Source organism: Dongia sp. (assembly GCF_041909655.1).
In the GTDB taxonomy this organism is placed as follows: domain Bacteria; phylum Pseudomonadota; class Alphaproteobacteria; order Dongiales; family Dongiaceae; genus Dongia.
In genome coordinates, this window is the sequence record NZ_JAYRDA010000004.1 from 223,523 (window position 1) to 246,363 (window position 22,841).

27 protein-coding genes are annotated in these 22,841 nt (G+C 62.5%); 3 read left to right on the forward strand and 24 right to left on the reverse strand.

Annotated elements, in window-relative coordinates; all coding sequences use genetic code 11:
- The 11 genes from hisF to ACE3PR_RS09955 form a co-directional block, all read right to left on the reverse strand.
- Nucleotides 1-762: an imidazole glycerol phosphate synthase subunit HisF gene (gene hisF, locus ACE3PR_RS09905; protein ID WP_374371189.1), complete on the reverse strand. Its 762-nt coding sequence runs from the start codon at nt 760-762 to the stop codon at nt 1-3.
- A 16-nt stretch (nt 763-778) separates the two neighbouring features.
- On the reverse strand, nt 779-1,393 hold the full coding sequence (gene hisH / locus ACE3PR_RS09910; protein ID WP_374371191.1) for an imidazole glycerol phosphate synthase subunit HisH: 615 nt from the start codon (nt 1,391-1,393) through the stop codon (nt 779-781).
- A 40-nt stretch (nt 1,394-1,433) separates the two neighbouring features.
- Nucleotides 1,434-2,582, reverse strand: coding sequence for an N-acetyl sugar amidotransferase (locus ACE3PR_RS09915; protein ID WP_374371194.1), 1,149 nt, complete (start codon nt 2,580-2,582; stop codon nt 1,434-1,436).
- Between the two features lie 11 nt (nt 2,583-2,593).
- Complete coding sequence (gene pseB / locus ACE3PR_RS09920) at nt 2,594-3,595, reverse strand: UDP-N-acetylglucosamine 4,6-dehydratase (inverting) (protein ID WP_374371196.1); 1,002 nt, start codon at nt 3,593-3,595, stop codon at nt 2,594-2,596.
- A 218-nt stretch (nt 3,596-3,813) separates the two neighbouring features.
- Nucleotides 3,814-4,698, reverse strand: a complete 885-nt coding sequence (locus ACE3PR_RS09925) for an SMP-30/gluconolactonase/LRE family protein (RefSeq protein ID WP_374371198.1) — start codon at nt 4,696-4,698, stop codon at nt 3,814-3,816.
- Between the two features lie 155 nt (nt 4,699-4,853).
- On the reverse strand, nt 4,854-5,456 hold the full coding sequence (locus ACE3PR_RS09930; protein ID WP_374371200.1) for a sigma-70 family RNA polymerase sigma factor: 603 nt from the start codon (nt 5,454-5,456) through the stop codon (nt 4,854-4,856).
- Nucleotides 5,457-5,608: 152 nt separating this feature from the next.
- Entirely contained in the window at nt 5,609-5,863 is a 255-nt protein-coding gene (locus tag ACE3PR_RS09935; RefSeq protein WP_374371202.1) for a hypothetical protein, read from the reverse strand.
- Between the two features lie 177 nt (nt 5,864-6,040).
- On the reverse strand, nt 6,041-6,460 hold the full coding sequence (locus ACE3PR_RS09940) for a hypothetical protein (protein ID WP_374371204.1): 420 nt from the start codon (nt 6,458-6,460) through the stop codon (nt 6,041-6,043).
- A gap of 10 nt (nt 6,461-6,470) precedes the next feature.
- A complete protein-coding gene (locus tag ACE3PR_RS09945) occupies nt 6,471-6,731 on the reverse strand; it encodes a hypothetical protein (protein WP_374371206.1) in 261 nt (86 codons plus the stop codon).
- Nucleotides 6,732-6,791: 60 nt separating this feature from the next.
- Nucleotides 6,792-6,947 (reverse strand): DUF1328 domain-containing protein, encoded by a 156-nt coding sequence (locus ACE3PR_RS09950; protein ID WP_374371208.1) that lies wholly within the window; start codon nt 6,945-6,947, stop codon nt 6,792-6,794.
- 101 nt (nt 6,948-7,048) lie between these two features.
- On the reverse strand, nt 7,049-7,366 hold the full coding sequence (locus tag ACE3PR_RS09955) for a CsbD family protein (protein ID WP_374371210.1): 318 nt from the start codon (nt 7,364-7,366) through the stop codon (nt 7,049-7,051).
- Nucleotides 7,367-7,563: 197 nt separating this feature from the next.
- On the opposite strand from ACE3PR_RS09955, the gene ACE3PR_RS09960 reads away from it, so the two are divergent.
- On the forward strand, nt 7,564-7,881 hold the full coding sequence (locus ACE3PR_RS09960; RefSeq protein ID WP_374371212.1) for a hypothetical protein: 318 nt from the start codon (nt 7,564-7,566) through the stop codon (nt 7,879-7,881).
- A 19-nt stretch (nt 7,882-7,900) separates the two neighbouring features.
- On the opposite strand, the gene ACE3PR_RS09965 is transcribed toward ACE3PR_RS09960, so the two are convergent.
- From ACE3PR_RS09965 to ACE3PR_RS09985, 5 genes are all read right to left on the reverse strand, one after another.
- Nucleotides 7,901-8,104 carry a CsbD family protein gene (locus ACE3PR_RS09965; protein WP_374371214.1) on the reverse strand — a complete coding sequence of 68 codons (204 nt, stop codon included), beginning with the start codon at nt 8,102-8,104 and terminating at the stop codon, nt 7,901-7,903.
- Between the two features lie 129 nt (nt 8,105-8,233).
- The gene (locus ACE3PR_RS09970; protein WP_374371216.1) at nt 8,234-8,479 is read right to left on the reverse strand and encodes a MoaD/ThiS family protein; all 246 of its coding nucleotides are present in this window, start codon (nt 8,477-8,479) and stop codon (nt 8,234-8,236) included.
- An 11-nt stretch (nt 8,480-8,490) separates the two neighbouring features.
- The gene (locus ACE3PR_RS09975; protein ID WP_374371218.1) at nt 8,491-10,776 is read right to left on the reverse strand and encodes a xanthine dehydrogenase family protein molybdopterin-binding subunit; all 2,286 of its coding nucleotides are present in this window, start codon (nt 10,774-10,776) and stop codon (nt 8,491-8,493) included.
- 2 nt (nt 10,777-10,778) lie between these two features.
- On the reverse strand, nt 10,779-11,285 hold the full coding sequence (locus tag ACE3PR_RS09980; protein ID WP_374371220.1) for a (2Fe-2S)-binding protein: 507 nt from the start codon (nt 11,283-11,285) through the stop codon (nt 10,779-10,781).
- Complete coding sequence (locus tag ACE3PR_RS09985) at nt 11,286-12,146, reverse strand: xanthine dehydrogenase family protein subunit M (protein WP_374371222.1); 861 nt, start codon at nt 12,144-12,146, stop codon at nt 11,286-11,288.
- Nucleotides 12,147-12,371: 225 nt separating this feature from the next.
- On the opposite strand from ACE3PR_RS09985, the gene ACE3PR_RS09990 reads away from it, so the two are divergent.
- Nucleotides 12,372-12,860: a gluconokinase gene (locus tag ACE3PR_RS09990; RefSeq protein WP_374371224.1), complete on the forward strand. Its 489-nt coding sequence runs from the start codon at nt 12,372-12,374 to the stop codon at nt 12,858-12,860.
- On the opposite strand, the gene ACE3PR_RS09995 is transcribed toward ACE3PR_RS09990, so the two are convergent.
- The 4 genes from ACE3PR_RS09995 to ACE3PR_RS10010 all read right to left on the reverse strand — a co-directional run bounded on the left by ACE3PR_RS09995 (nt 12,857) and on the right by ACE3PR_RS10010 (nt 17,586).
- On the reverse strand, nt 12,857-13,822 hold the full coding sequence (locus ACE3PR_RS09995) for an ABC transporter permease (protein WP_374371226.1): 966 nt from the start codon (nt 13,820-13,822) through the stop codon (nt 12,857-12,859). The genes ACE3PR_RS09990 and ACE3PR_RS09995 overlap by 4 nt on opposite strands.
- Nucleotides 13,823-13,833: 11 nt before the next feature.
- Nucleotides 13,834-14,814, reverse strand: a complete 981-nt coding sequence (locus ACE3PR_RS10000) for an ABC transporter permease (RefSeq protein WP_374371228.1) — start codon at nt 14,812-14,814, stop codon at nt 13,834-13,836.
- Nucleotides 14,807-16,351 carry a sugar ABC transporter ATP-binding protein gene (locus ACE3PR_RS10005; protein WP_374371230.1) on the reverse strand — a complete coding sequence of 515 codons (1,545 nt, stop codon included), beginning with the start codon at nt 16,349-16,351 and terminating at the stop codon, nt 14,807-14,809. Before ACE3PR_RS10005 ends, ACE3PR_RS10000 begins: the two co-directional genes overlap by 8 nt.
- Nucleotides 16,352-16,431: 80 nt before the next feature.
- On the reverse strand, nt 16,432-17,586 hold the full coding sequence (locus tag ACE3PR_RS10010; protein WP_374371232.1) for a sugar ABC transporter substrate-binding protein: 1,155 nt from the start codon (nt 17,584-17,586) through the stop codon (nt 16,432-16,434).
- A gap of 290 nt (nt 17,587-17,876) precedes the next feature.
- On the opposite strand from ACE3PR_RS10010, the gene ACE3PR_RS10015 reads away from it, so the two are divergent.
- Nucleotides 17,877-18,878, forward strand: a complete 1,002-nt coding sequence (locus tag ACE3PR_RS10015) for a LacI family DNA-binding transcriptional regulator (protein ID WP_374371673.1) — start codon at nt 17,877-17,879, stop codon at nt 18,876-18,878.
- Here the strand turns inward: ACE3PR_RS10015 and ACE3PR_RS10020 are convergent.
- From ACE3PR_RS10020 to ACE3PR_RS10035, 4 genes are all read right to left on the reverse strand, one after another.
- Nucleotides 18,875-19,930, reverse strand: a complete 1,056-nt coding sequence (locus ACE3PR_RS10020; RefSeq protein WP_374371234.1) for a lipid A deacylase LpxR family protein — start codon at nt 19,928-19,930, stop codon at nt 18,875-18,877. The two genes, ACE3PR_RS10015 and ACE3PR_RS10020, sit on opposite strands and share 4 nt — an antisense overlap.
- Nucleotides 19,931-20,046: 116 nt before the next feature.
- Nucleotides 20,047-20,628, reverse strand: a complete 582-nt coding sequence (locus tag ACE3PR_RS10025; RefSeq protein WP_374371236.1) for a nitroreductase — start codon at nt 20,626-20,628, stop codon at nt 20,047-20,049.
- A 61-nt stretch (nt 20,629-20,689) separates the two neighbouring features.
- Complete coding sequence (lhgO, locus tag ACE3PR_RS10030) at nt 20,690-21,877, reverse strand: L-2-hydroxyglutarate oxidase (RefSeq protein WP_374371238.1); 1,188 nt, start codon at nt 21,875-21,877, stop codon at nt 20,690-20,692.
- Between the two features lie 24 nt (nt 21,878-21,901).
- Entirely contained in the window at nt 21,902-22,774 is an 873-nt protein-coding gene (locus ACE3PR_RS10035; protein WP_374371240.1) for a LysR substrate-binding domain-containing protein, read from the reverse strand.
- Nucleotides 22,775-22,841: the final 67 nt, after the last annotated feature.

Below are 22,841 nucleotides of genomic sequence, written 5' to 3' on the forward strand. Positions count from 1 at the left end.
TCACACGCGCACCTTGAAGCCCTGTGATTTCAGATAGAGCTTGGCTTCGCGCGGTGTCTGTTCGGTGAAATGGAAGATGCTGGCGGCAGCGACCGCGTCCGCCTTGCCCTTCGCCAGCACTTCGGCCATGTGCTCGTATTTTCCACAACCGCCCGAGGCAATGACGGGAATCTTGAGTGCGTCGACCACGGCACGGGTGAGCGCCACGTCATACCCTTCGAAGGTACCGTCGCGATCGACCGAGGTCAGCAGAATTTCGCCCGCGCCCATCGCCTCGGCTTCCTTGGCCCATTCGACCGGATCACGCCCGGTCGCTTGCTTGCCGCAATGGCTCATCACCTCGAGGCGGCCATCAGGATGGCGCAGCACATCGATCGAGACGACGATGCATTGCGAACCATAGCGCAAGGCGCCGTCGCGGATGAGGCCCGGCCGCGCCAACGCCGCCGTGTTGATGGCGACCTTGTCGGCGCCCACCGCCAGCAGCCCACCGATGTGATCCGGGTTGCGCACCCCGCCCCCCACGGTCATCGGCATAAAGCATTCATCGGCCAATTCGTCGATTTGCGCGAAATCGGGATCGCGGCCATCGGGTGTGGCGCGGATGTCGAGGAAGACCAGCTCATCGACCTCGCGCATGTTGTAGACCTTGATGGCCTGCATCGCGCTGCCGGTCCGCCGCCAAGAATCGAAGCCGACGCCCTTGACCAGTCCCATGTCACGAAACAACAGGGTCGGCATCACGCGGATTTTGACGGTCATAGCGGGCGCACTCCGCTCAGATCGCCAGGAAATTGCGCAGAAGGCGGAAGCCGGCCTTCTGGCTTTTTTCCGGATGAAACTGCACGCCCATCAGGTGCTCGTGCTGGACCGCCGCGGTAAAGCCGCCATAGGAGGGACATGTGGCCAGTACATCTTCCCGGGCACAATCGTAGTAATAGGAATGGACGAAATAGAAATCCGTGCCTGCCGGGAGATCGCGCCAGAGGGCGGCACCGTCCCGCGGATGGGTCTCGTTCCAGCCCATATGCGGAATGCGCTCGCCCGCCTGGGTTGATTTCAGGGGCACGATGTCGCCGGGAATAAGATCGAGGCCCGCGGTCTCGCCGAATTCCTGGCTGCGCGTTGCCATCAATTGCATGCCGAGACAGATGCCAAGGAAAGGAATCTGGCGTTTGGCGAGGAGATTGCGGAGGCCTGCGGCCAGACCTTTCTCATTCATCGCCTGCATCGCCGCGGCGAAGGAACCGACACCGGGCAGGATGATGCGGTCGGCGCCTTCGACCACGCGCGGGTCGTCGCTCACCACTGGCTTGCCACCGCATTCCTCCATCGCGCGCCGGATCGAGTCCAGGTTGCAAACACCGGAATTGACGATGACGACACCAGTCATGGCGTGAGCTCATCTCCCGCGCGGGTGTGCAATTGCGCGCTCAGCTATTGTCGACGTGAAGCTTCTGCAGATTGCCGAAGCGGTCCTTGATCAGCTTGCCGTTATTGTCGCACTTGAACAGCTTCTTGTTGGTCCAGCGGTCGCAAATGTCGACGAATTCCTCGACCGGCATATCCAGCGGGGCGAGGATGTCCTCGATCCTCTTGCCGAGATACGTCCAGGGGAACTTGCCGTCATGACGCTTGACCAGCTCAAGGCCGTCGCGGCGCGAGAGGCGGCCGCGGCGGATATGATTGCAGGCGATGTCGGTGGCACGACCAAAGCCGTATTTCAGGAACTTGAAATAATCGTGGATGCCCATCTGGTGGTTGTCGAGATTCTCGTAATTCGCCAGGGCACCTTCGACCATGTTCGGGAAGGTTTCGAAACCATAGCCCTGAGCGTAGAGCGCGTTGCGATAGCCATCCCAGGGGAAATAATAACCGAGGAAAATCCCGGTCACGCCGACCCGCGCCAGATCATCGTCGGAAGGATAGGTGTACTGGATCATGTCGCGCTGGGCGATGTCGGTCTGGCCGATGAGGTCGGAAACGCGCAGGCCGAGGAGGCCGCCGAATTCCTCGAGCCAGCGGCGGTCGAGGACGTTCTTCTGGGTGGAGGCCGCCGGACCGCCATATTCGTGCTGCGGATTTTCGCCCCAGACAATGAGGCGGATATTGTGCTGCACGGCGACGCGCACTGGCACGGTGAAGATCGTGACGTGTTCCGGCCAGGAAATGTCACCAACCGTTTCCAGCGTGAAGCGGTTGATACGGCGGCGCACCACCGGATTGGTGGTGACTTCGATATAATCGACGCCGAGCTTCTTGATGTTCTCGATATTGCGGCGGCCGATATCGGAAAGGTCGTCGGTCGTTGCGGTCACGCAAAGCGGGTTCATGCCGACTTCGAGCAGGCGCAGCAATTGATAGGTGCTGTCCTTGCCGCCCGAGACCGGCACGATGCAATCGTAATTCTTGCCGTCTTTGCTGCGATACTGCGAAACGACGTTGAGGAACTCGTCCTTGCGCTGGTCCCAATCGACCTCGGCACGGAACTGGTAATTGAGACAGGCATTGCATACGCCATGCTCGTCGAACCAGAGATCCGGCTTGGTTTCGGGATAGAGGCAATGCTTGCAGTAACGCATGGGGAAAAGCCTCAGATCATCTTCCGAAGAGTTTCAGCGTTCAGCCACTTGGTGTTGCTGTCGCTGGCGAAACGGAAGCCTTCCGGCACCAGCTTGTAGCCGTCCGCGAGGAAGGAGCGGCGATCCCAGAAGGTGAAGTTGGGCTCGATGACGTAGCGGTCTTCCAGTTCGACCGTGCAACGGCTGTCGTCCTCGGTGATCATGACTTCGTGCAGTTTTTCGCCCGGCCGGATACCGACGACACGGTGGGGAATTCCCGGCGCGATGCAATCCGCGAGATCGACGACCTTCATCGCGGGGATCTTCGGCACGAAGATCTCGCCGCCACGCATGATCGCGAGGCTGGAGAGCACGAAGTTGACGCCTTGCTCCAGGGTGATCCAGAAGCGCGTCATGCGCTCGTCGGTGATCGGAATTTCCTTGGCGCCCTTGGCGACCATTTCGCGGAAGACAGGAATCACGGAACCGCGCGAACCGATCACGTTGCCGTAGCGCACGACCGAGAAGATCGGGTCATGACCGCCGGAGAGGGAATTCGCCGCGATGAAGATCTTGTCGGAGGCGAGTTTCGAGGCGCCGTAGAGATTGACCGGGTTGGCGGCCTTGTCGGTGGAGAGGGCCACCACGTGCTTGACCCGGTTCTTGATCGCCGCCTGCACCACGTTCTCGGCGCCGATGACATTGGTGTGGATGCATTCGAAGGGGTTGTATTCGGCTGCCGGGACCTGTTTCAAGGCGGCGGCATGGATGATCACGTCCACATCCCGGGTCGCCATGTCGAGGCGCTGGCCGTCGCGGACGTCGCCGATGAAATAACGCAGACAGGGAAACTTTTCCTGAGAGAGATCCTGCTGCATCTCCCACTGTTTCAATTCGTCGCGCGAGAAGATGATCAGCCGCTTCGGCTTCCAATCGGCCAGGATGCGCCGGATAAATGCCTTGCCGAACGAACCCGTCCCGCCTGTCACCAGGATGGATTTCCCGTTGAGATCGGGAAGCGACGTATCAAACATGCTGCTAACGCCTTTTAAATACTAGGGATTTTGGCTGGCTACCACCGCAACCAGCGATTGGAAGGAAGGTGTGGATCACCAACCTCTAATGCTGACGGATCACCCCCATCCCGATAGCTGAGGGGGTTAACAGTAGCCCGCCCGCTCTGTCAACGGGCACCTGACGGCTTTGGCCGGCCGCGCCCGGCCACAGGCCTGAATTTGGTCACATCTGGCCTTCAGCCAGCCATCCCGAAAACCGGTTCCGGCAGGCCCCGATGCCCCGTCTGGACGGCAAAAAGCCCCCCCGCCAGAGGCGCCTTGGCCCGGGTGGCCGCGTCCAGATCGACCGTCGCGGTGGTGATATAGAGGATATCGAGCTTCTCCCCGGCAAAGGCACAGGAGGTCACCAGGGGAACGGGGAGGTCCAGCTTGAAATCCAGCTTGCCCTGCGGCGTGAAGCGGCTGATTCCCCAGCCGCTCCAATGGCAGATCCAGACATGGTCGTCGGCATCCACCGTCATGCCGTCCGGCATGCCCTCGGCTTCGGCGAAGGCGGTGAAAAGGCGCCGGTTCGTGAGAGTGCCATGCGCCGGGTCGAGATCATAGACATAGACCTTGCGATCGATCGTGTCGGCGAAATAGAGCCGGCGCCCATCGCGGCTGAAAGCCGGGCCATTGCCGCAGGCCGAGCCGCGATCCTGCACCACGCTGGTGCCATCGGGGTCCAGGCGATAGATGCCGCCCAGCGGCTCGGTTTCCTTGATATCCGAGGTACAGAGCCACAGGCGCCCCTGCCGGTCGACCTTGCCGTCATTGAACATGGTGAATTCGGACCGGTCGTTGGGATTGACCCAAGGTGTCAGGCGACGTGCGGCGACATCGACTTTGAAGGTGCCTTCCCGTCCGGTCAGGATGAAGCCTTCTTTGGCCCGCACCAAGGTGCCCATGGGCGTCCCCAGGTCAAGCTTCCAGGTATCGGTCGTGGCGCCAGCCGGATCGTAGACGTGAAGCGCCGGCCCCTTGAGATCGAGCCAATAGATCTTGCGCTCCGTCGGATGCCACAGGACCGATTCGCCGAGGACATCCTGGGTCTTCGCGACGCATTGCACATTGAAGGTCATGGAAATCGGCTCCTCCGCGCTGAAAAATATGCTTGTCGGCAGATTGCCGCCATTCCGCGCGCGCTGGCAACTGCTCAATAACGCATAAAAAATGCCGCCCCGATGAAGCCGGGGCGGCATTGTTAAAGAGGAGGTTGTCTCGGCTGTCGGCGGCGTCAGCCGGCAGCACGCAATTCTTCGATCATGTCCAGCATCGGTGCAGCACCCCGGCGGCGCGGCTTGGCGGCCGGTTGCGCCGCGGGCATCGCGACATCGCCCGCCAGCATCCGTTCCAGTTCGCGGCGCGCCCGCGCCAGGCGCGAACGGATGGTGCCGATCGGACAACCGCAAATTTCGGCAGCTTCCTCGTAGGACATATCCTGCCCCACGACGAGGGAGAGAACTTCCTGCTGGTCCTGATTGAGACCGCCGATCGCCTGGAACAATTCCTTCAGCACCAGACGATGCTCCTGATTGGGTGCAGCGCTGGCCAGGTTCGGCAACAGATCGTCGTCGATATCGACAATGCGCGAACGATGGCCGGCACGGAGATTGTTGATGTGGAGGTTGCGCATGATGGTGAACAGCCACGCCTTGAGATTGGTACCCGGCGTGAACAATTCCTCGCGGCTGAGCGCGCGCACGACGGTGTCGTGAACCAGATCGTCGGCTGACGGGCGATTGCGAGTCAGCATCACAGCAAAAGCAGTCATGGCCGGCAGAGTGGCGACGAGCTGGTTTTGAAATGTATCGGCCTTCGGTTGCATGTTCGTTTGCATGGTTCTTTTCCTTTCGGTCGATTCCATCGGAGCCAAGAGCGTCGTAACGCTGTCCAAAAGATGGGGGCTGCGGGGTCCCAAGCCGAGCGACAAGACCGGGCGGAAGCTGTGACCTGACCTGCGAAAACTAGGAAAAACGCCCTATCCTGCGATCAATCCGTGATCTTTCCCGGCGTTTTTCTAGGGTTTTTCCCCGGCCAGGAACGGATGAGCTCGACGAGCGCGGAATCCGCTTCCGTGGTACTGGCCTCAACGAGTTTTTTGGTTTGCCGGTCAAGCCATTGCTCGAAAGCCGGCGACGCCGTCAGAGAGACGATCTCGGCACTTTTCTTGCCATTCATGGGAGGCGCGTCCGGCAATTTCTGATCGCTGCGCGGCCCTTTCGGACCCTTGGTCTTGCGCGGCATGTTTGTCGCTGCTCCCAATCCCGCCTCACGGCCCAACCGTGGCCCCAACCACGGCAATCTGCGCGGCCTAGCAGCGCAAACACTTTCCCCGCCGGTTGGTTCCATATGCGTGAGGCGATCGGGATGGGAATGTCGGCTCTCCCTCCGCTCTTTCCTGTTGAATCTGCCTTGGGCGCATCACCGCTGAATTTGCGCCAGAAGGCGGGAGAGGACGGCGGCATCCAAAGCCGGTCCTGATTCCACGATGTAGCCCGCGGCGACGGCACCCAACACAGCACCGCGGGGATCGGCCGCCACGGCGCGGCGCACCATCTCCGCCGCCTCCGGCAACCCAGCCAGGCCCGCGCTGATGGATGGGCCCAGGGAAGGCGGTGCTGGACGACGGCGATATGTGAGGCCAATCAGCGCCGCCAGTGCCAGCACGGCCAGGATAGCGGCCACGATAGCCAGAGCCGCCGCCGGCGTCAGCGAGGCGAGCATCCAAAGATAGAATGCCGCCAGGCCGATGCCGAGTGCTGCCAGCGCGAGGATCCCGGCCAGCATGGCCAGGATCAGTTTGCGCAAGACACGCTCGCCCATGCCCTCGAGACTGGCCATGTGGCAGCCTTTAACGGTGGCTGGTGAGTTTGGCGAGCAGGATACCGGCGCCGAAGGCCACCAGCAGGCTGCTCAGCGGATGCGCCACCACCTGGGTTTCCACGGCACCGATGCCGGCCTCGACCTTGGCTTTACCGTTGGTCAGAGCCGCATCGACCTCGGCGGCACCTTTCTTCGCCAATTGGCGACTGATATTGGCGAGGTCGTCCTTGAGGGCACCGAGATCGTTTTTGAGAACGTCGAATTCTTTATCCAGGCTGCGTTCGGCCATGATGGCACTCCTTTGCACTGACTAATTTGCACTGACTAATTTCGGGAAGGCTGCCGCGCGCTAGACGTAGGACGCGACCAACGAGACCACGAACAACACCAGGAAGATCAGGAACAGGATCTTCGCGATGCCGGTTGCGGCTTGCGAGATGCCGCCAAAGCCGAAGACACCGGCCACGATGGCGACAACGAGAAAGATGACGGCCCAGTAAAGCATGACAGAATCCCCTTTATCGAAAGAGCGGCCATCTCGGCCGCAGCAGAAAATCAACGCGGCTGACGTCGCTCCGAGCGGACGTCAGCCGCGGACCCACAGATTCAGTGAGCAACGACGCTGTCTTCCCATTCGGTCACTTGGCTCTCCGCTTCCTCCAGGCTGACGCCGTAGAGGGCCTGGATTCGACCGACGAGTTGCTGCCGTTCGCCCTGAATCTGCAGGAGATCGTCATCGGTGAGTTCACCCCACCGCTCCTTCACCTTGCCCTTGAACTCGACCCAATTGCCTTCGATCTGGTCCCAGGTGGTCGAACCCGATTGCGTCTCGATGTCAGGGCTTGCCGCATTCTCGGCGCGCGCGAAGGGCGTCACTGAAAGCGTCAGGGCAAGCACACCCGCCAACGCAAGAGACCTGCGCATACCATTCTCCTCGATGTCGTTTCGTCGATAAGGGATCGGTCTCGATCCTTGCTGACTTAACGAAGGGCGCGGGGATTGGTTCCGGTTGGGTCTTGCAAGGCTCGCGATCGGCCGGAACGAGAAAAGGCCCGACGCGTTGCCACGCCGGGCCTTTTCTGGACCATATCAACACCGCCGGTTTAATTGCGGGCGTTCTAATGGCGGGCTGGTTTACGGCCCGCTTCTTCGGCCTTTTTCAGCTCCTTGCCTTCCGGCCCATCGACCGCCCGGCGGGCGCCTTCGGCCTGGCGTCGCACTTCCGCCGGATTTTCGGCGGAATGCTGCACATGAGCGTTGTATTGCTTGGCGGCGGTACGATTGCCTTCGCCTTCGTTCCGCTGCCCGCCTTGCTGCATTTGCCGGCCATCTTTATCGCCGAGCTTGTGGCCCTGCTCGTGTTTTTCCATGGGCACTTCGCGTGGCGTCGATGGTTTCTGATCGCGCTCGTTGCGTTGGGTCATAAAACCCTCCTCTGATGCGCTGATGGGAAATTATTTATTGACGATAGCCGCGCTCGAAATCCTCGAGCTGCTTTTCGACGTCGTCCTTGGCAATGCCATAGCGTTCCTGCAGCTTGCCGGCCAATTGGTCGCGCTTGCCGCTGATCTTGGCGAGATCGTCGTCAGTGAGCTTGCCCCACTGTTCCTTGACCTTGCCCTTGGCCTGGTTCCAATTGCCTTCGATGATGTCCCAATTCATGTCGTCTTCTCCTTGCAGGGGAAATAAGACGAGCGTGCCGTTCTGCACGATCGCTGCAGGAGAAACGGCCCCAGGGCAGCGGGGTTCCGGATTTTAGCTGTGATATATGCCGGCGACGGAAAAGGCGGTTTAACCGCCCTGCATGCGCGGCAACAGGAAAACCTCGCTGTCGGGCGCCAATGGCTGCAGCCAGCCTTCGCGATAGATCAAGCCGTCGATGGAAACGGAAACACCGCGTTTGATCTGGGGTTGCAGGCCCGGATAGGCTTCACCTAACCGGGCCAGCAATTCCTGGACGTTGCGGGCTTCGACCGTCACCTCGGACTTGCCGCCGGTATGCGGCTTCAACGATCCCCAGATGACGACCTTGGCCACGCCTTAGAACCTCATGCCGCTTTCTTGGCTTTCGCCTTCGCATCCTCGATACCCTTGAGGACGCGGGGCGGTGAGAGCGGCAGCTGCGTGAAGCGAACGCCGGTCGCAGCGGCGACGGCATTCGCGATAGCAGCCAAAGGCGGCACGATCGAGGTTTCGCCGACGCCCCGGACACCATAGGGGTGGCCGGGATTCGGGATCTCGAGGATCTGCGTGTCGATCATGGGAAGATCCGAGCAGACCGGGATGCGGTAGTCGAGGAAGCCCGCATTCTGCAGGCGGCCATCCTTGCCGTAGATGTATTCCTCATTGAGCGCCCAACCGATACCCTGGACGGCGCCGCCCTGGAACTGGCCTTCCACGTAAGCCGGGTGCACCGCCTTGCCGGCATCCTGGATGACCGTGTAACGCACGATCTTCGAGGCACCGGTCTCCGGGTCGATCTCGACATCGCAGATATGCGTGGCGAAGCTGACACCCGCGCCGTCGGCCGAGTATTCGTGATGGCCGGCGATCGGGCCGCCGGTTCCCGGCGAGGCCGCGGCGATTTCCTTCAAGGAGAGCGGGGCGAAATTACCGGCATTGGCGCCGGCGGGCTTGGCATAGCCTTTTTCCCAGGTAACCGCGTCCTCGGGAATGCCCCAAGTCGCCGCCGCGCGGGCACAGAGCTTCTTGATGGCGTCGCGTGCCGCCAGGATGCAGGCCATGCCGGTCGCAAAGGTGGTGCGGCTGCCATCGGTGACGTCGTTGTGCCCGAGTGAGCTGGTGTCGGCGATGATCGCCCGCACATGCTCGTAACCAATGCCGAGTTCCTCGGCCACCATCATGCACATAGACGCGCGCGAGCCGCCGATATCGGGCGAGCCCACCGAAACTGTGATGGTGCCGTCGATCGGAATGTTGAGGCTGACGCAGGACTGGCCGCCGAAATTGAACCAGAAGCCAGCCGCCATGCCGCGGCCCTGATTGGGACCGAGCGGTGCCTTGAAATGCGGATGGTTCTTGGCCGCTTCCAGCGTCGGCCCGAGGCCGATCGGGCCATAGACCGGGCCGTAGGACGATTTGGTGCCTTCACGCGCCGCATTCTTGATGCGGAAGTCGATGGGCGCCATGCCGAGCTTGTGCGCCAATTCCTCGATCACACTTTCGACCGCGAAATTCGCCATCGGGGCGCCCGGTGCACGATAGGAAATCGTCTTGGGGCGGTTGCAGACAACGTCGTAGCCGATGGCGCGGACGTTATCGAGGTGGAACTGGGCGAAGGCGCTCATGGCACCGAATTCCGCCGGCGAGCATCCCGCGAACGGGCCGCCCTGGTAGCGGAAGGTGCCGTCGGCCGCGGTGATGAGGCCGTCCTTGGTGACGCCGATCTTGATATCGATCGAGGTGCTGGAGGTGGGGCCGGTCGCCTTGAAGACCTCTTCGCGAGTCATCACCACCTTCACCGGACGGTTGGCCTTCCTGGAGAGTGCCAGGGCCACCGGTTCGATGAAGACGGTCGTCTTGCCGCCGAAACCGCCACCGATTTCGGATTGCGTGACGCGGAGGCGCGAGATGTCGATGCCGAGGATCCGCGCACAGACATCGCGCACCATGTAGTGACCCTGGGTGCAGCACCAGAGCTCGGCACTGCCGTCCGGCGACATGCTGGCGAGAGCCGCATGCGGCTCGATATAGCCTTGATGCGTGGCCTCGGTCTTGAAGCTGCGCTCGACGATGATGTCGGCCTTTTTGAAGCCTTCCTCCACATCGCCATGGCCGAATTCGAAGCGGCGGGCGATGTTGGAGGGCTTCGTCGGTTTGGGATCGATGCCGTCGGTGAACATCTTCTTGTGAAGGAGCGGCGCGTTCGGCTTCATCGCCTCGTCCACATCGGTCACATGCGGCAGCACTTCGTAATCGACCTTGATCAGCTTCAGGGCCTGGCGTGCGATGCTGGGTGTCGTCGCCGCGACGGCGGCCACGGCATGACCTTCATAGAGCGCCTTTTCGCGCGCCATGATGTTGTACATCGTGTCGTAAAGCGCGCTGTCGCCATCGGTATGGTCGGGGAAATCGTCCCGGGTGATGACGGCCTTCACGCCGGCCAGCTTCTCGGCTTTGCTGGTATCGATGCTCTTGATCTTGGCATGGGCGTGGGGCGAGCGGAGGATGCGGCCCACAAGCTGGCCCGGCGCCGTGGCATCGGCGCCGAATTTGGCGCGGCCGGTCACCTTGTCGATGCCGTCCGGGCGCGCGGGGCGCGTGCCGACGACGTTGAATTTGCGTTTTGAATCGGGTGCGTTATCGAGCGGCATGATCAGGCCCCCTTGCGGCTGGTTGGGCGGCTGGCGGATTTGCGCATGTCCTTGGCGGCATCCTGCACGGCCCGGACGATCTTGTCGTAACCGGTGCAGCGGCAGAGATTGCCGGCAAGGCCGAAGCGAATCTCGGTTTCGGTAGGATCCGGGTTCTTGTCGAGCAGCGATTTCGCGGCCACCAGGAAGCCCGGCGTGCAGATGCCGCATTGCAGGGCGGCATGCTCGATGAACTTTTTCTGCAGCGGATGCAGTTCCTCGCCATGGGCCATGCCTTCGATGGTGCCGATATTGTGGCCCTCGACTTCGGCGCCTAGCACCAGGCAGGAACAGGTCAGGCGGCCATCGACGGTGACCGAGCAGGCGCCGCAATCGCCGGTGCTGCAACCTTCCTTGGCGCCGGTCAACCCCAGGCGGTTGCGGAGCACGTCGAGCAGGGTTTCGTCCGGCTCGCAGATGAATTCGACCGGATCGCCATTGATCTTGGTGTTGACTGTAATCCCGGACATTTACTTACCCCCTGCCCGCTTGCGGGCAATCATAGCGGCGCGGCGGGCGAGAACCCCGGCGACCTTGATGCGGAAATCGCGCGTGCCGCGCTTGTCGTCAATCGGATTGCAGGCCGCCGAACAGGCCGCCGCCAGCGCATCGAGCGCCGCCTTGTCCATCTTCGTGCCGATGATCGCCTTGGCAGCGGCCGGCACCAGCAGCACGGTCGGCGCGACCGCCCCCAGGGCCACACGCGCCTTGGTGACGACACCTTTGCCATCGAGGGTCAGGCTGACGCCCACACCGACCACGGCGATGTCCATTTCGGTGCGCGGAATGAAGCGCAGATAGGCATCGCCCGATTTCGGCGGCCGCTTGGGCAGCACCAGGCTTTCGATGATTTCGCCCTTCTTGAGCGAAGTGCGGCCGGGGCCGACCGGAATTTCCTCGACGGGAACGGTGCGCTTGCCCTTGGGGCCGACGACGACGGCTTTGGCAGTAGCCGCCACCAGCGCCGGGACGCTGTCCGCCGCCGGCGAGGCATTGCAGAGATTGCCGCTCATGGTGCAGCGGCCCTGCACCTGCTTCGAACCGATGAGATTGGCGGCTTCGACCACACCCGGCCAGGCCTTCTTCAAGGCGGCGTTCTCGCCGAGCTCCGCTCCCGAAACGGCGGCGCCGATCTTGAAGCCCGAGGCGGTCTTCTGGATCGCCTTGGCGCCGCTGGTTTCCTTGATGTCAATGATCAGATCCGGTTCGATGAAACCGGTGCGGAGGCGGACCAAGAGGTCGGTGCCGCCGGCGAGGATGAAGGCTTTGCCTTTTTCCTTGGCCAGCAATTGCGCCGCTGCCTTGAGGGTTGTCGGACGCTCGTATCTCATTCTGGCTACTTCCTATGTCGAGAAGGGCTGTTCCGATCTACCCCGCCGACCCCCCTTTGCACAATACCCCTGCTGGCGGATAGCGCCGGAATGGCCCTCCAACGACCAGGGATGGTGGGCCTGCGTCATTGCTGGTCGCGGCATTGGCACCATAGCGAGTATGGCCTTGGGGCCATGATAAGTTGTAGATTGCCGATCCGGGCGCTAGCGAGGCGAATGCGTTTCATGATCGTACTGGTTATGGGGGTCAGCGGCAGCGGTAAAAGCACCATCGGCCGGATGCTGGCGGCGGCGCTTTCGGCCGAGTTCCTGGAAGCCGATACTTTCCATTCCCGCGACAATGTCGCCAAAATGACCAGCGGTATCCCGCTTGAAGATGCCGATCGCTGGCCCTGGCTGGAGGCGATCGGCGATGCCATCGCCGCCCATCGGCTGGCTGGCCGCCCGGTCGTCCTGGCCTGTTCGGCCCTCAAGGATAGCTATCGTAGGCGTCTCTTCGCCCAGGCGGGCGAGCCGGGCCATGTGGTTTTCCTGGACGGCAAGGCGGATCTGATCGCCGCGCGCCTGGGGGGAAGACGGGGGCATTACATGCCCCCCACCCTGTTGCCCAGCCAGTTGGCCACACTGGAGCCGCCGACCGATGCCATCCGAGTCGATATCGGCAACCGCCCGGAAGATATCCTGGCCGCGATATTGCGCGATTTGGGCCGCTAGGATTGGCGGGCTTGGCGCCCGTAAATCAACAGCATCGCGACGATGACGGCGCCATAGATGATCTGGCGGCCGGCCTCGGGCATCTGCATCACCGACAAAATCGATTGCAGCAGGGTGATGAGGATGACGCCGGCCACCGTGCCGAGATAGGAACCGCGCCCGCCCAGGATGCTGGTGCCACCCAGGACCACCGCCGCCACCGCCGGCAGGAGATAGGGGTCGCCCATGGATTGATAGGCCTTGGTCGAATAGCCGGCCAGCAGCACCCCGGCAAAGGCCGACAACCCACCGGACGCCATGAAGGCAAACAGGATAACCCGCTGTGTCGGCACACCGGAGAGATAGGCCGCGCGTTCCCGGTTGCCGATCGCATAGATGGCCCGCCCGAGCACCGTGCGTCGGAGCAGGAAGACGGTGGCGGCGCCGATGGCGATCCAGACGAAGAGCGCATTGGGGATATTGAGCAGGAAGCGGCCTGTGGCAAGCCCATGCATGGCGTCCGTCGAATGATCCTGAGGGGCAAAACCGCCGGTACGGAGCACCATCAGCCCCTGCGCCACGGCGTTCATGCCGAGGGTGAAGATCATCGAGGGGACGCGCAGATAGGCCACACCGATGCCGTTGATGAGGCCAAAGCCCAGGCCGCAGAGAATGCCGAAGGGAATGGCCAGCGTTTCGCCCATGCCACCCCAGCCGGCAGCGGCGGTCGACATCATGCCGCCCACCGTCACCACCCAGGGCACGGAGAGATCGATCTGGCCGAGGAGGATCACCAGCATCATGCCAGTGGCGATGAGGCCCAGGAAGGATGCCACCTGCAATTGCTGCAGCAGGTATTCCGGCGAGAGAAAGCTCGACGAATAGAGGCTGCCGACCAGCAGCAGGACGATAATGCAGCCGAAGGCCGCCAGGACCGGCTTGTCGGCGCGCTTCAGCCAGGTCTTCGGGGCAAACAGGGTCATCGGCTGCACACTCATCCGAACAGGTCCAGCCGGTTCTTGACGCGGAGCAGCCGGAGCGATCCCAGCGTCACGGCCGCCAGGAGGATGACACCCTGGAACAAAGGCTGCCAGAGGGGATCAAAATCGAACACGAACAGCAGATCGCCGATCGTGCGCAGGACGAAGGCCCCGAAAATGGCGCCGATGGCACTCCCAGCCCCGCCGAACAGCGAAACACCGCCGATCACCACGGCGGCGATGGCGTTCAAGGTATAGCTGCCGCCGATCGTCGCGGAGGCCTCGCCGGAATAGGTGACGAAGGTCAGCATCAGCCCGCCACAGGCCGAGAGCAGCCCCGCCATCACATAGGCCGTCATGCGGGCCCGGTTGATGGCGACACCCGACATATAGGCGGCGGGCTCGGCGGAGCCGATGGCATAGATGGCGCGCCCCGTCACAGACCGGCGCAAGGGAACCCAGATGACGAGGACAATGCCGAGAAGTACGACAAGGGAAGCCGGGATGCCGCCGGGCAATTCCCCGGTGAGGGCGTCGGCGAGGTCGTAATTGATCTCGCCCCCCGGCACCGGGCGCAGCAGCAAGGCGATGCCGTAGAAGATGGCCCCGGTCGCTAAGGTGGTCACAATGGGCTGCAAGCGGCCATAGATGACGATGAGGCCGTTGAGCGCGCCGCAGAGAATTCCCGCCAGCAGCACGATGCCGATGCCGATGGCGGTTTCCACGCTGTCGCCGACGACATATTGCGAGGCCAGGCAATTGGCCAGCACGAAGATCATGCCGATCGAAAGGTCGATGCCGGCGGTCAGTACCACCAGCGTCTGCGCCATGGCAACGAGTGCCAGGAGAACGGCCTTGTTGGCGGCGGTCGTCACCACCAGCGAACTGAAACCGGCATTGTGATTGCCGGTATAGATGCCGAACATGAGGACAAAAACGGCGGCGGCCAGCAAGGTGCCGCGATGCTCGGCCAGCCAATAGCGAAAATCACCCATGGCTGGCCTGCTCCATCTGAGATTGCCCGGATTCGAGGCTGAAGGCGCTGCTGACCAAGGCATGTTCGGTGATCTCAGGCCCAGCGAGTTCACGCACGACGGCGCCGTCATACATGACGAGGACACGGTCGCAGCAACCGATCAATTCGTCGTAATCGGTCGAATAAAACAGGATCGTCGCACCCTCGTCAGCCAGCTTGCGCAGCAATTGATAGATTTCCTGCTTGGTGCCGACATCGATGCCGCGGGTTGGGTCGTTGAGCAAGATGATCCGGGGTGCGAGCATCAGCCATTTGGCAATAACAACCTTCTGCTGGTTGCCGCCGGAGAGTGCGCCTACCGGAATCTCGGGATCGGCAGCCTTGATGGCAAGGAGTGCCATCATCCGGCGAATGGCATCGGTTTCGCGTGGGCGGTCGATGACGCCGAAACTGGCAAGCTGGCCAAGCGAGGGCAATGTGAGATTGTCGCGTACCGACATCGGCAGCATCAGGCCTTCGGTCTTGCGGTCCTCGGGAATGAGCGCCATCGGATTTCCGCCGGATTTGGCCGCGCGCGGCCCGCGGATCGCCGCGCGTTCGCCGGCCACCAGAACTTCGCCTTTGACACCCCGCAACACACCGAACAGTGCCAGCAGCAATTCGCGCTGTCCCTGGCCGTCGAGGCCACCCAATCCGAGGATCTCGCCGGGCCGGGCCGAGAAGGAAATATCGTTGAGGCGCCCTTCCCAGCCGAGGTTACGGACCTCCAGCATATTGGCGCCGGTGGGGATTGATGCCGGTTTTGCCGGGAAGACGTGGCTGTATTCGCGGCCGATCATCAATTCGACCACCTCATTGCCGCTTTTTGTACCGGCGGGATAGCTCTCGATATGGCGGCCGTTGCGGAAGACCGAGCAGTCATCGGCAAGCTCGTCAATCTCGTGCATCCGGTGCGAGATATAGATGAGTGCGAGGCCTTCTTCGCGCAGCCGCTTCAGCACGGCAAAGACCTTGGCAACATCGCTCGCGGTCAGCGCCGAAGTCGCCTCGTCGAGAATGAGGATGCGCGGCCGCCGGGCGAGCGCCTTGGCGATTTCCACCATCTGGCGGCGCGAGAGCGGCAGATCACGCACCAGGGCCAGCGGATGAATATCCTCGGCACCGGCCCGGGCGAGGGCGGCTTCGGCAAAGCGGCGCTGCGCGCGCTGGTCGATGAGGCCGAAGCGCCGGGGTGGATCGGCAAGGCCGATATTGTCGGCGACCGAAAGATCGGGGATGAGCGAAAGCTCCTGGAAGATGCAAACGATCCCCGCCGCGTTCGCGGCCTTCGGCGTCGCGAAAGTGATTTCCTGCCCATCCAGCACCATGGTGCCGGCATCGGCTTGCACCACGCCGGACATGATCTTGATCAAGGTCGATTTGCCGGCACCGTTTTCACCCAGAACCGCATGGATGCGGCCAGGGGCCACGCGCAGGCTGGCATCTTCCAGCGCGCGGACGCCGCCATAGGATTTGGCGATTCCCCGCATTTCGAAGATCGGTTCAACTGTGATCATCGGCACGCCTCTTTGCAGCGACACCGCCGCCACCCTGGATTTCGCCAGGGAAGCGGCGGTGGCCTTAGCCGCAATCGGATTTATTCATCCGATTCCGATTGGCCCATGATCTCCTGCGCCGTGAAATTGATACCGCAGGTCGGGAAGGAATTGCCGACGAAGAAATTGTCGGACTGATCCTGATAGAAATTCTCGCCATCCTTGAAGCCCGGGTCTTCGACCTTGGCCAGCGGCAAGCGGATCGATTGCGGTACCACCTGGCCTTCAAGGGCCGCGATCGCCGTCTTGATGGCGACCGCCACCTGAGCCGGCCCGGTCCCGGCAGAAGCGCATTTCAGGCCTTCGCCCGAATGCGCACTGCAAAGCTTACGGAAGCCGTTCTCGGTCTCGCCACCGACGGGCACGAAGGGATGTCCCGCATCCATGAGGGCGCGCACCGTACCGGTGGAGCCGCCCTGAACGGTGACGCCGGCAAAGCTCTTGTGGACGGCGATGGCATCCGCCGCCACCTTCTGCGCGGTACCGTCATCCCATTTACCGACGACTTCGACCGTTTCCCAGTTCTTGCCCGAGGCAGCCAGGGTTTCCTTGATGCCGTCATGCCGATCACGGTCGACGGAGGTACCTTCGACACCGCGCACTTCGAGGATCTTGCCGCCATCGGGAATGTTCTTGATCAACCAGTCGGCCCAGTACACACCCAGGCCCTTCTGATCGACATTCACATTGATGGCCTCGTCGGTATCGAGCGTGTTGTCGAAGGCCACCAGCACCACGCCCGCCTTGTTGGCGCGCTTGATGACCGGCGTAAAGGCGGCCGGGTTCTGCGCATTGACGACGATGGCGTCAAAGCCGGCGGCGATGAAATTGTCGACCGCGGCCAATTGCGCGGCGAGATCCTCGCCGGTCGAGACGACCTTGAACTCTTTCAGTTTTGCAGCAACCTCAGGCTGGTCGGCATAGGCCTTGGCGGTCTTGATCATCTGAATGCGCCAGGTATTGCCGATGAAGCCATTGGCCAGGGCGATCCGGTAGGGACCTTCCTTCTTGGCGAATTGGAAGTATTTGGTGTCGGGGGTCCAGGGTGCGAAGCATTCCGGTTCGGCACCGGGACCGGCAACGACTTCCGGCCCCGCCTGGGCGAGGGTGGCAGTGGCGATCAAAGTGATAGCGCTCGCGGCCAGCAGCGTCGTCAGGCGACGCGGCGTCGGCCGCCGGAATTTTGGCGACAACATGGTTTCTCCTCCCGTTGGTGGCCTGCCGTTTGCCGGCATGGCCGATGGTCATTCTGTTTTGGAATTCCCAACCCCGGGTGGATGACCGGTCTGCCCCCAGCCGGTTAAGGCAGGGTCGCCGGATTTTCATTGTCCACCACGGCGGGAATAGGGATAAAGATAAATGACAGCGCTGTCAATTGACTCGATTGCCTGTTATTTATGCAAGCGAGTAGGTTACGCCGCCAAAAAGCAGGCCGGACCAGAAGGCCCGGCGATGGGAGGGGATCATTCGTAGAAAGCGCGCCACGCTGGCAGATGTCGCGAGCCTGGCCGGCGTCAGCGCCGTCACGGTCTCCCGTGCCCTGCGCCGGCCCGACATGGTCTCGCCCAAACTGCACGAGCGCATCAAGAAAGCCGTGCGCGAACTGGCCTATGTGCCGGATATCGCTGCGAGCCGCCTCGCCTCGTCCCGCACCCATACGATCGGCGTCATCGTCTCCTCGCTCACCAACGGCGTCTTCGCCGATTATATCAATGCGCTCCACGATACGCTGCTGCCGGCGGGCTTCCAGGTGCTCATCCTCTCGACCCGATACTCGACCGAAGAAGAGGAGAAGGCCATCGCGACGATGCTGGGTCAGCACCCGGAAGCGATCATCATCGTCGGCATCGATCAATCGGCCCATGCGCGTAGATTGCTGCAGGAATCCGGGGTACCCGTGGTGCAGACCTTCCAGCTCACCGACGATCCGATCGACATCAATGTCGGTCTCGACCAGCGTCAGGCGGCCTTTGCCGCCACCGAGCTGTTGATCAACGCGGGTCATCGCCGCGTCGGCGTCATCGGTTCGCGCCTGGATGCCCGCGCCCGCGAGCGCGTGGAAGGCTACAAGGCGGCGATGAAATCAGCCAAGCTGTTCTCGGAGGATCTCATTGCCACCACGCCGGCACAGACAAGCGTGAAAGCGGGCAGCGACCTGCTGGCGAAAATGCTGGATGATGGGCATAAACCCGAGGCCGTCTTCTGCTGCGACGACCTCCTTGCCCTGGGGGTGCTGTTCGAATGCCAGCGGCGCGGCATCAAGGTGCCGGACCAAATGTCGATCGTCGGCTTTAATGACCTGGAATTCGCCGCCAGCACCGCGCCGGCATTGGCATCCGTCGCGACGCCGCGTTATGAAATGGGCCGACGCGCCGCCGAAATCGTGATGCGGATCATCGAGACGGGCGAGCGGCCAGCAGAGCGGCAGGTGGATGTCGGCTTTACCCTGCGCGCCCGTGGCAGCGTGCGACAGACACACACAGGCTAGAAGCCGATCGAGAGATTGACGTTGGCGAATTTCGCCTCATCGTCCTGGCCTTCGAATTCCTGGGTGCGGTAGGTGAAGCCCGCATCGAGTCTGATCGAGCGATCCCAGAACAGCGCGACGCCGCCGGAAATGTCGCCAACCAGAATTTCCTTGTCGACGTCGCGGCTGTCTTCAAAGGTATTCCCGTCGAGGAAGATGTTGCGCGCAACGGCACGGCCCTGGGCACCGATCCAGACATAGAAGCCGAAGGGATCTTCGAGGTAGTCGCCGTTGAAATAGCTGGTACCCGACAAGGCCGGGCGGATGCGCGGGGCACCGTAATCGGCCTCAAGGTTGCGCCCGAAGCGCAGGATGCCGCCAGCCTCGCCATAGGTCATGACATTGCCGGCGGTGACGCCGAGTTCGGGGATCGCGTCCACTGCGAAGCCGCCGGCCAAAGGCTGGATGAAGCGCCATTTGCGGCCGTAGCTCAGCATCACGCCAGGCTCGTTATCGAGCTGATAATCCCAGCCTTCGGCATCGGCGACACCGATGAATTGATGCCAGTCGTTCTGCGCCGGACGCGCCTGCGCGCCCGGACCGACGATGCCCACCAGCAATTCCAGATGATCGAGCTGGCGCCGGTCGGTGTCCTGGATGAACCCGATACCGCCATAGAGCCAGCCGGCATAGGGCCGGTCGTCGGGATCGGGATTGCTGCGATCGGTATCTTCCGGGGTAAAAATGCTCTGGCCGAAGATGAATTCATACCGCCGGGAAGACTCGGCTTCAGGCGTACCGAAGGCCCCCAGGCTTTCGAGGCCGGAAAAGGGACTGTCCCAGATGCTGTCGCCATCAACATCGCCGGTAAGATAGGCAAAGGCGAAGCCCTGGGTGTAATAGCGGTCGGTCGGGAAAACGATCGAATCATTCTCCTCGATGAGAGTGAGGCGCCCGCCCTCCTCGGCCCCGGCGGCTGAGGCAAAGCCAAAGATTCCCAACGCGGCCAGAATCCCGGACGCTAATCCGTTTAACAGGGTGGCGGCGCGGCCTGCTGTCGTCGCTTGCTTCATGATTTCCGCTGCTGGGTCGATTGGGGGGATAGGCGGCTTAATAACGTGTCGATCGCAGCCTGGTTCCCAAAAACGGCAAATTGATGTCATGGGCCGGCAATCGTGGGCGGACGCTCTCAGAGCCGGTCGATTCGGGTCACCATGTCGGCGAGGTCCGGGCGCCGGCTGAGCAGCGGGGTGTCGACGATCGAGCCGATACTGATGAAGCCGAGGAATTCTTCCGGCGGCAGGATGCCAAGCCGCGTGCGGATATCCTGGTCCTGGCAGCGCGCACCGCTGAGGATGATGGCGCCATAGCCCAGGAGATGCGCGGCAATGAGGATGTTCTGCATGGCAGCGCCCGCCGTCGCCATCTGTTCGGCGGCCGTGACCACGGGATGGTCTTTCCTCGGCCGGGCCACCAGCGCGATCAGCACCGGTGGTCGTAACGCTTTGTCGCGCTCGCGGTCGATCTCCGCCTGGGTCAGTTCGGGTTGCGCCTTGCGCTTGGCGGCGACGAAGATATCCGCGAGCCCCGCACGGGCACCGGCGCCGATCTCGATCAGGCGCCAGGGTCGCAGGGCGCCATGATCCGGCGCCATGGTGGCCGCCGCGAGAATGCCAGCGAGTTCGGCCGGGCTGGGGCCGGGGCCCCCCAAGCGGCGCACGGCGACCGAGCGGCGGGAAAGCAGGGCGCTGATCGGGTTGTCGTCGCTCACATCGTCATCCTTCCGCGCTGCATGTGTGGCGGTGTTGTCCTAGCGCCCCCGCAGGAGAATGTCACCCCAGCTTGTCGACGATCATCCGGGCGATCGGCATGGCGGAGGTCGCGGCCGGCGAGGGCGCGTTGCAGACATGCAGCATGCGGGGCGATTGCATGAACAGGAAGTCATGGACGAGCGTGCCGTCGGTGAGGATCGCCTGGGCACGGATACCCGCCCCAGGCGCCGTCAAATCGTCAAGTGTCAGGCTGGGACAGTATTTGTGGCATTGTGCCAGATAGCCGGCGCGGAAGAGCGAATTGCGGAACTCGACAAGGCCGGATTTCAGATTCTTGCGCGCCATGTTCCAGAACCCCGGAAAGCCCGCCATCGCCGCCACGTCGCCCAGCCGGATGCTGCCCTTCGGATAACCTTCGCGGGCAAAGCCCAGCACCGCATTCGGCCCCAAAGTGATGCGGCCGTCGATCATCCGGGTGAGGTGAATGCCCAGGAACGGGAGATCAGGATCGGGGATCGGATAGATGAGATGTTTGACGATGGCGGATTTCGCCGGCGGCAGCGTGTAATATTCGCCGCGGAACGGCACGATCTGATGCGTGGCCGGAAGACCGGCAAGGCGCGCCAGTCGATCCGATTGCAGGCCGGCACAGGCGACCAGCCGCGCCGCTCGAATCTTTTCCCCGTCTTCGGTCACGACACTGACGCCGGTCCCATCTTCATCGATCACGACGACCCTGGCGCCCAGACGCAAGACAACGCCGGACATCGCCAGCTTCTCGGCCATGGCAAGGCAGATCCGGCGGTAATCGACAATGCCGGTGGCCGGGATGAGCAGCGCCCCCTTGCCGCTCACCATCGGCTCGATCTCCCGCAACCGCGCCGCGGAGACGGGCTCGAAGCCGATCTCGTTCTGGCGTGCGCGCTCTTCGAGGGCCGTCATGCGCGTCATCTCAAGATCGGTGGTCGCCACCAACAGCTTGCCGCAGGTCTCGAACGGTATCTTGTGAGCGCGGCAGAATTGCTTGGTCGCCTCGGCGCCGGCGCGGCACAATTTCGCTTTCAGGGAACCCGGCTGATAATAGATGCCGGCATGGATGACGCCGCTATTGTGTCCGGTCTGGTGCTGCCCGAAGCTGGTTTCCTTCTCCAGCAGGATGATCCGGGCGCCGGGATCCCGCGAGGCCAGTTCCAGCGCCGTCGCCAGGCCGACAATACCACCGCCGATGACACAATATTGATAATCCATTTGCCTGCCTGCGATCCTTCCGCGTTAGGACGCCTTCTGCGCAGCCATGGCTGACCGCAAGGCTTCGACCAGGCGCAAGCGCGGCGAGGCGCGCCGCCAGAGCAGCCCAACGTGACGTACCGGCACGGGTGCCGGCAAGGCGATCTTCCTGACGGCGATGCCGGCGGGCCAGGGTGATGCCCAATCGGGCACCAGGGAAACGCCCAGTCCCTCGCTCACCATGACAGCGATCGCCTCCAGCGCATCCAGTTCCAGACGTTCGCGGGGCCGGATACCAATCCGGCGCAGATAGGCGTCGGCAAGGCGTCCGCCCCAGTGATTGCGGTCGTAGCGAATAAATGGCTCGTGGCGCAGGATGTCATGGGGATCGGTCCGCTTCATCCGGCGTGGTGCCAGGACAACGAGCGGCTCGCGCCGCAGCATTTGAAAGACACAGGTTTTAGGCAGAGAAAATTGCGGCTGCACCAGGATGGCGGCATCGAGTTCGCCGTCACTGACACGGCGATAGAGTTCGACCGAGGTACCGGGCATGACATAGAGCTCGACCTGCGGCGCCTCGGCCACGAAGTGTTTGAGCACGCCCGGCAACAGGCCGGTAAGCGCGGTCGAGATGGCGCCGAGGCGAATTTCGCCGGCAAGGGATTCGCCCGCCGCCACGGCCCGCATTTCCTGCACATTTCGGAGGACGTCCCGACTGCGGGCCAGAATGGCGGCCCCGGCCTCGGTCGGCTGGACCGTACGGCCCGCGCGTGCAATCAACGGCGCGCCGATTTCCAGCTCGAGCGCCCGGATACGCTGTGCCACCGCCGCCGGAGTGACGCCCAGGCGGCGGGCAGCGGCGGCCATCGAGCCCAGCTCCGCGACCGCGATGAGATCTTCGAGAAAGCGCGTTTCCATAAGGATAGAAAATCTATCTTCTGACGATAGATATGTCGATATTTTCTTATGTCTCCTCGGAGCGGAA

Coding starts and splice junctions, on each gene's coding strand:
- ACE3PR_RS10005 (WP_374371230.1), bottom strand. CDS start 16,351: ATGATCACAGTTGAACCGATCTTCGAAATGCGGGGAATCGCCAAATCC.
- ACE3PR_RS09925 (WP_374371198.1), bottom strand. CDS start 4,698: ATGACCTTCAATGTGCAATGCGTCGCGAAGACCCAGGATGTCCTCGGC.
- ACE3PR_RS09975 (WP_374371218.1), bottom strand. CDS start 10,776: ATGCCGCTCGATAACGCACCCGATTCAAAACGCAAATTCAACGTCGTC.
- ACE3PR_RS09955 (WP_374371210.1), bottom strand. CDS start 7,366: ATGCGCAGGTCTCTTGCGTTGGCGGGTGTGCTTGCCCTGACGCTTTCA.
- ACE3PR_RS09990 (WP_374371224.1), top strand. CDS start 12,372: ATGATCGTACTGGTTATGGGGGTCAGCGGCAGCGGTAAAAGCACCATC.
- ACE3PR_RS10010 (WP_374371232.1), bottom strand. CDS start 17,586: ATGTTGTCGCCAAAATTCCGGCGGCCGACGCCGCGTCGCCTGACGACG.
- lhgO (WP_374371238.1), bottom strand. CDS start 21,877: ATGGATTATCAATATTGTGTCATCGGCGGTGGTATTGTCGGCCTGGCG.
- ACE3PR_RS09940 (WP_374371204.1), bottom strand. CDS start 6,460: ATGGCCAGTCTCGAGGGCATGGGCGAGCGTGTCTTGCGCAAACTGATC.
- ACE3PR_RS09985 (WP_374371222.1), bottom strand. CDS start 12,146: ATGAGATACGAGCGTCCGACAACCCTCAAGGCAGCGGCGCAATTGCTG.
- ACE3PR_RS09915 (WP_374371194.1), bottom strand. CDS start 2,582: ATGCGTTACTGCAAGCATTGCCTCTATCCCGAAACCAAGCCGGATCTC.
- ACE3PR_RS09995 (WP_374371226.1), bottom strand. CDS start 13,822: ATGACCCTGTTTGCCCCGAAGACCTGGCTGAAGCGCGCCGACAAGCCG.
- hisH (WP_374371191.1), bottom strand. CDS start 1,393: ATGACTGGTGTCGTCATCGTCAATTCCGGTGTTTGCAACCTGGACTCG.
- ACE3PR_RS10000 (WP_374371228.1), bottom strand. CDS start 14,814: ATGGGTGATTTTCGCTATTGGCTGGCCGAGCATCGCGGCACCTTGCTG.
- pseB (WP_374371196.1), bottom strand. CDS start 3,595: ATGTTTGATACGTCGCTTCCCGATCTCAACGGGAAATCCATCCTGGTG.
- ACE3PR_RS09960 (WP_374371212.1), top strand. CDS start 7,564: ATGGCGGGCTGGTTTACGGCCCGCTTCTTCGGCCTTTTTCAGCTCCTT.
- ACE3PR_RS10020 (WP_374371234.1), bottom strand. CDS start 19,930: ATGAAGCAAGCGACGACAGCAGGCCGCGCCGCCACCCTGTTAAACGGA.
- ACE3PR_RS09930 (WP_374371200.1), bottom strand. CDS start 5,456: ATGCAAACGAACATGCAACCGAAGGCCGATACATTTCAAAACCAGCTC.
- hisF (WP_374371189.1), bottom strand. CDS start 762: ATGACCGTCAAAATCCGCGTGATGCCGACCCTGTTGTTTCGTGACATG.
- ACE3PR_RS09965 (WP_374371214.1), bottom strand. CDS start 8,104: ATGAATTGGGACATCATCGAAGGCAATTGGAACCAGGCCAAGGGCAAG.
- ACE3PR_RS09935 (WP_374371202.1), bottom strand. CDS start 5,863: ATGCCGCGCAAGACCAAGGGTCCGAAAGGGCCGCGCAGCGATCAGAAA.
- ACE3PR_RS10035 (WP_374371240.1), bottom strand. CDS start 22,774: ATGGAAACGCGCTTTCTCGAAGATCTCATCGCGGTCGCGGAGCTGGGC.
- ACE3PR_RS09945 (WP_374371206.1), bottom strand. CDS start 6,731: ATGGCCGAACGCAGCCTGGATAAAGAATTCGACGTTCTCAAAAACGAT.
- ACE3PR_RS09980 (WP_374371220.1), bottom strand. CDS start 11,285: ATGTCCGGGATTACAGTCAACACCAAGATCAATGGCGATCCGGTCGAA.
- ACE3PR_RS09950 (WP_374371208.1), bottom strand. CDS start 6,947: ATGCTTTACTGGGCCGTCATCTTTCTCGTTGTCGCCATCGTGGCCGGT.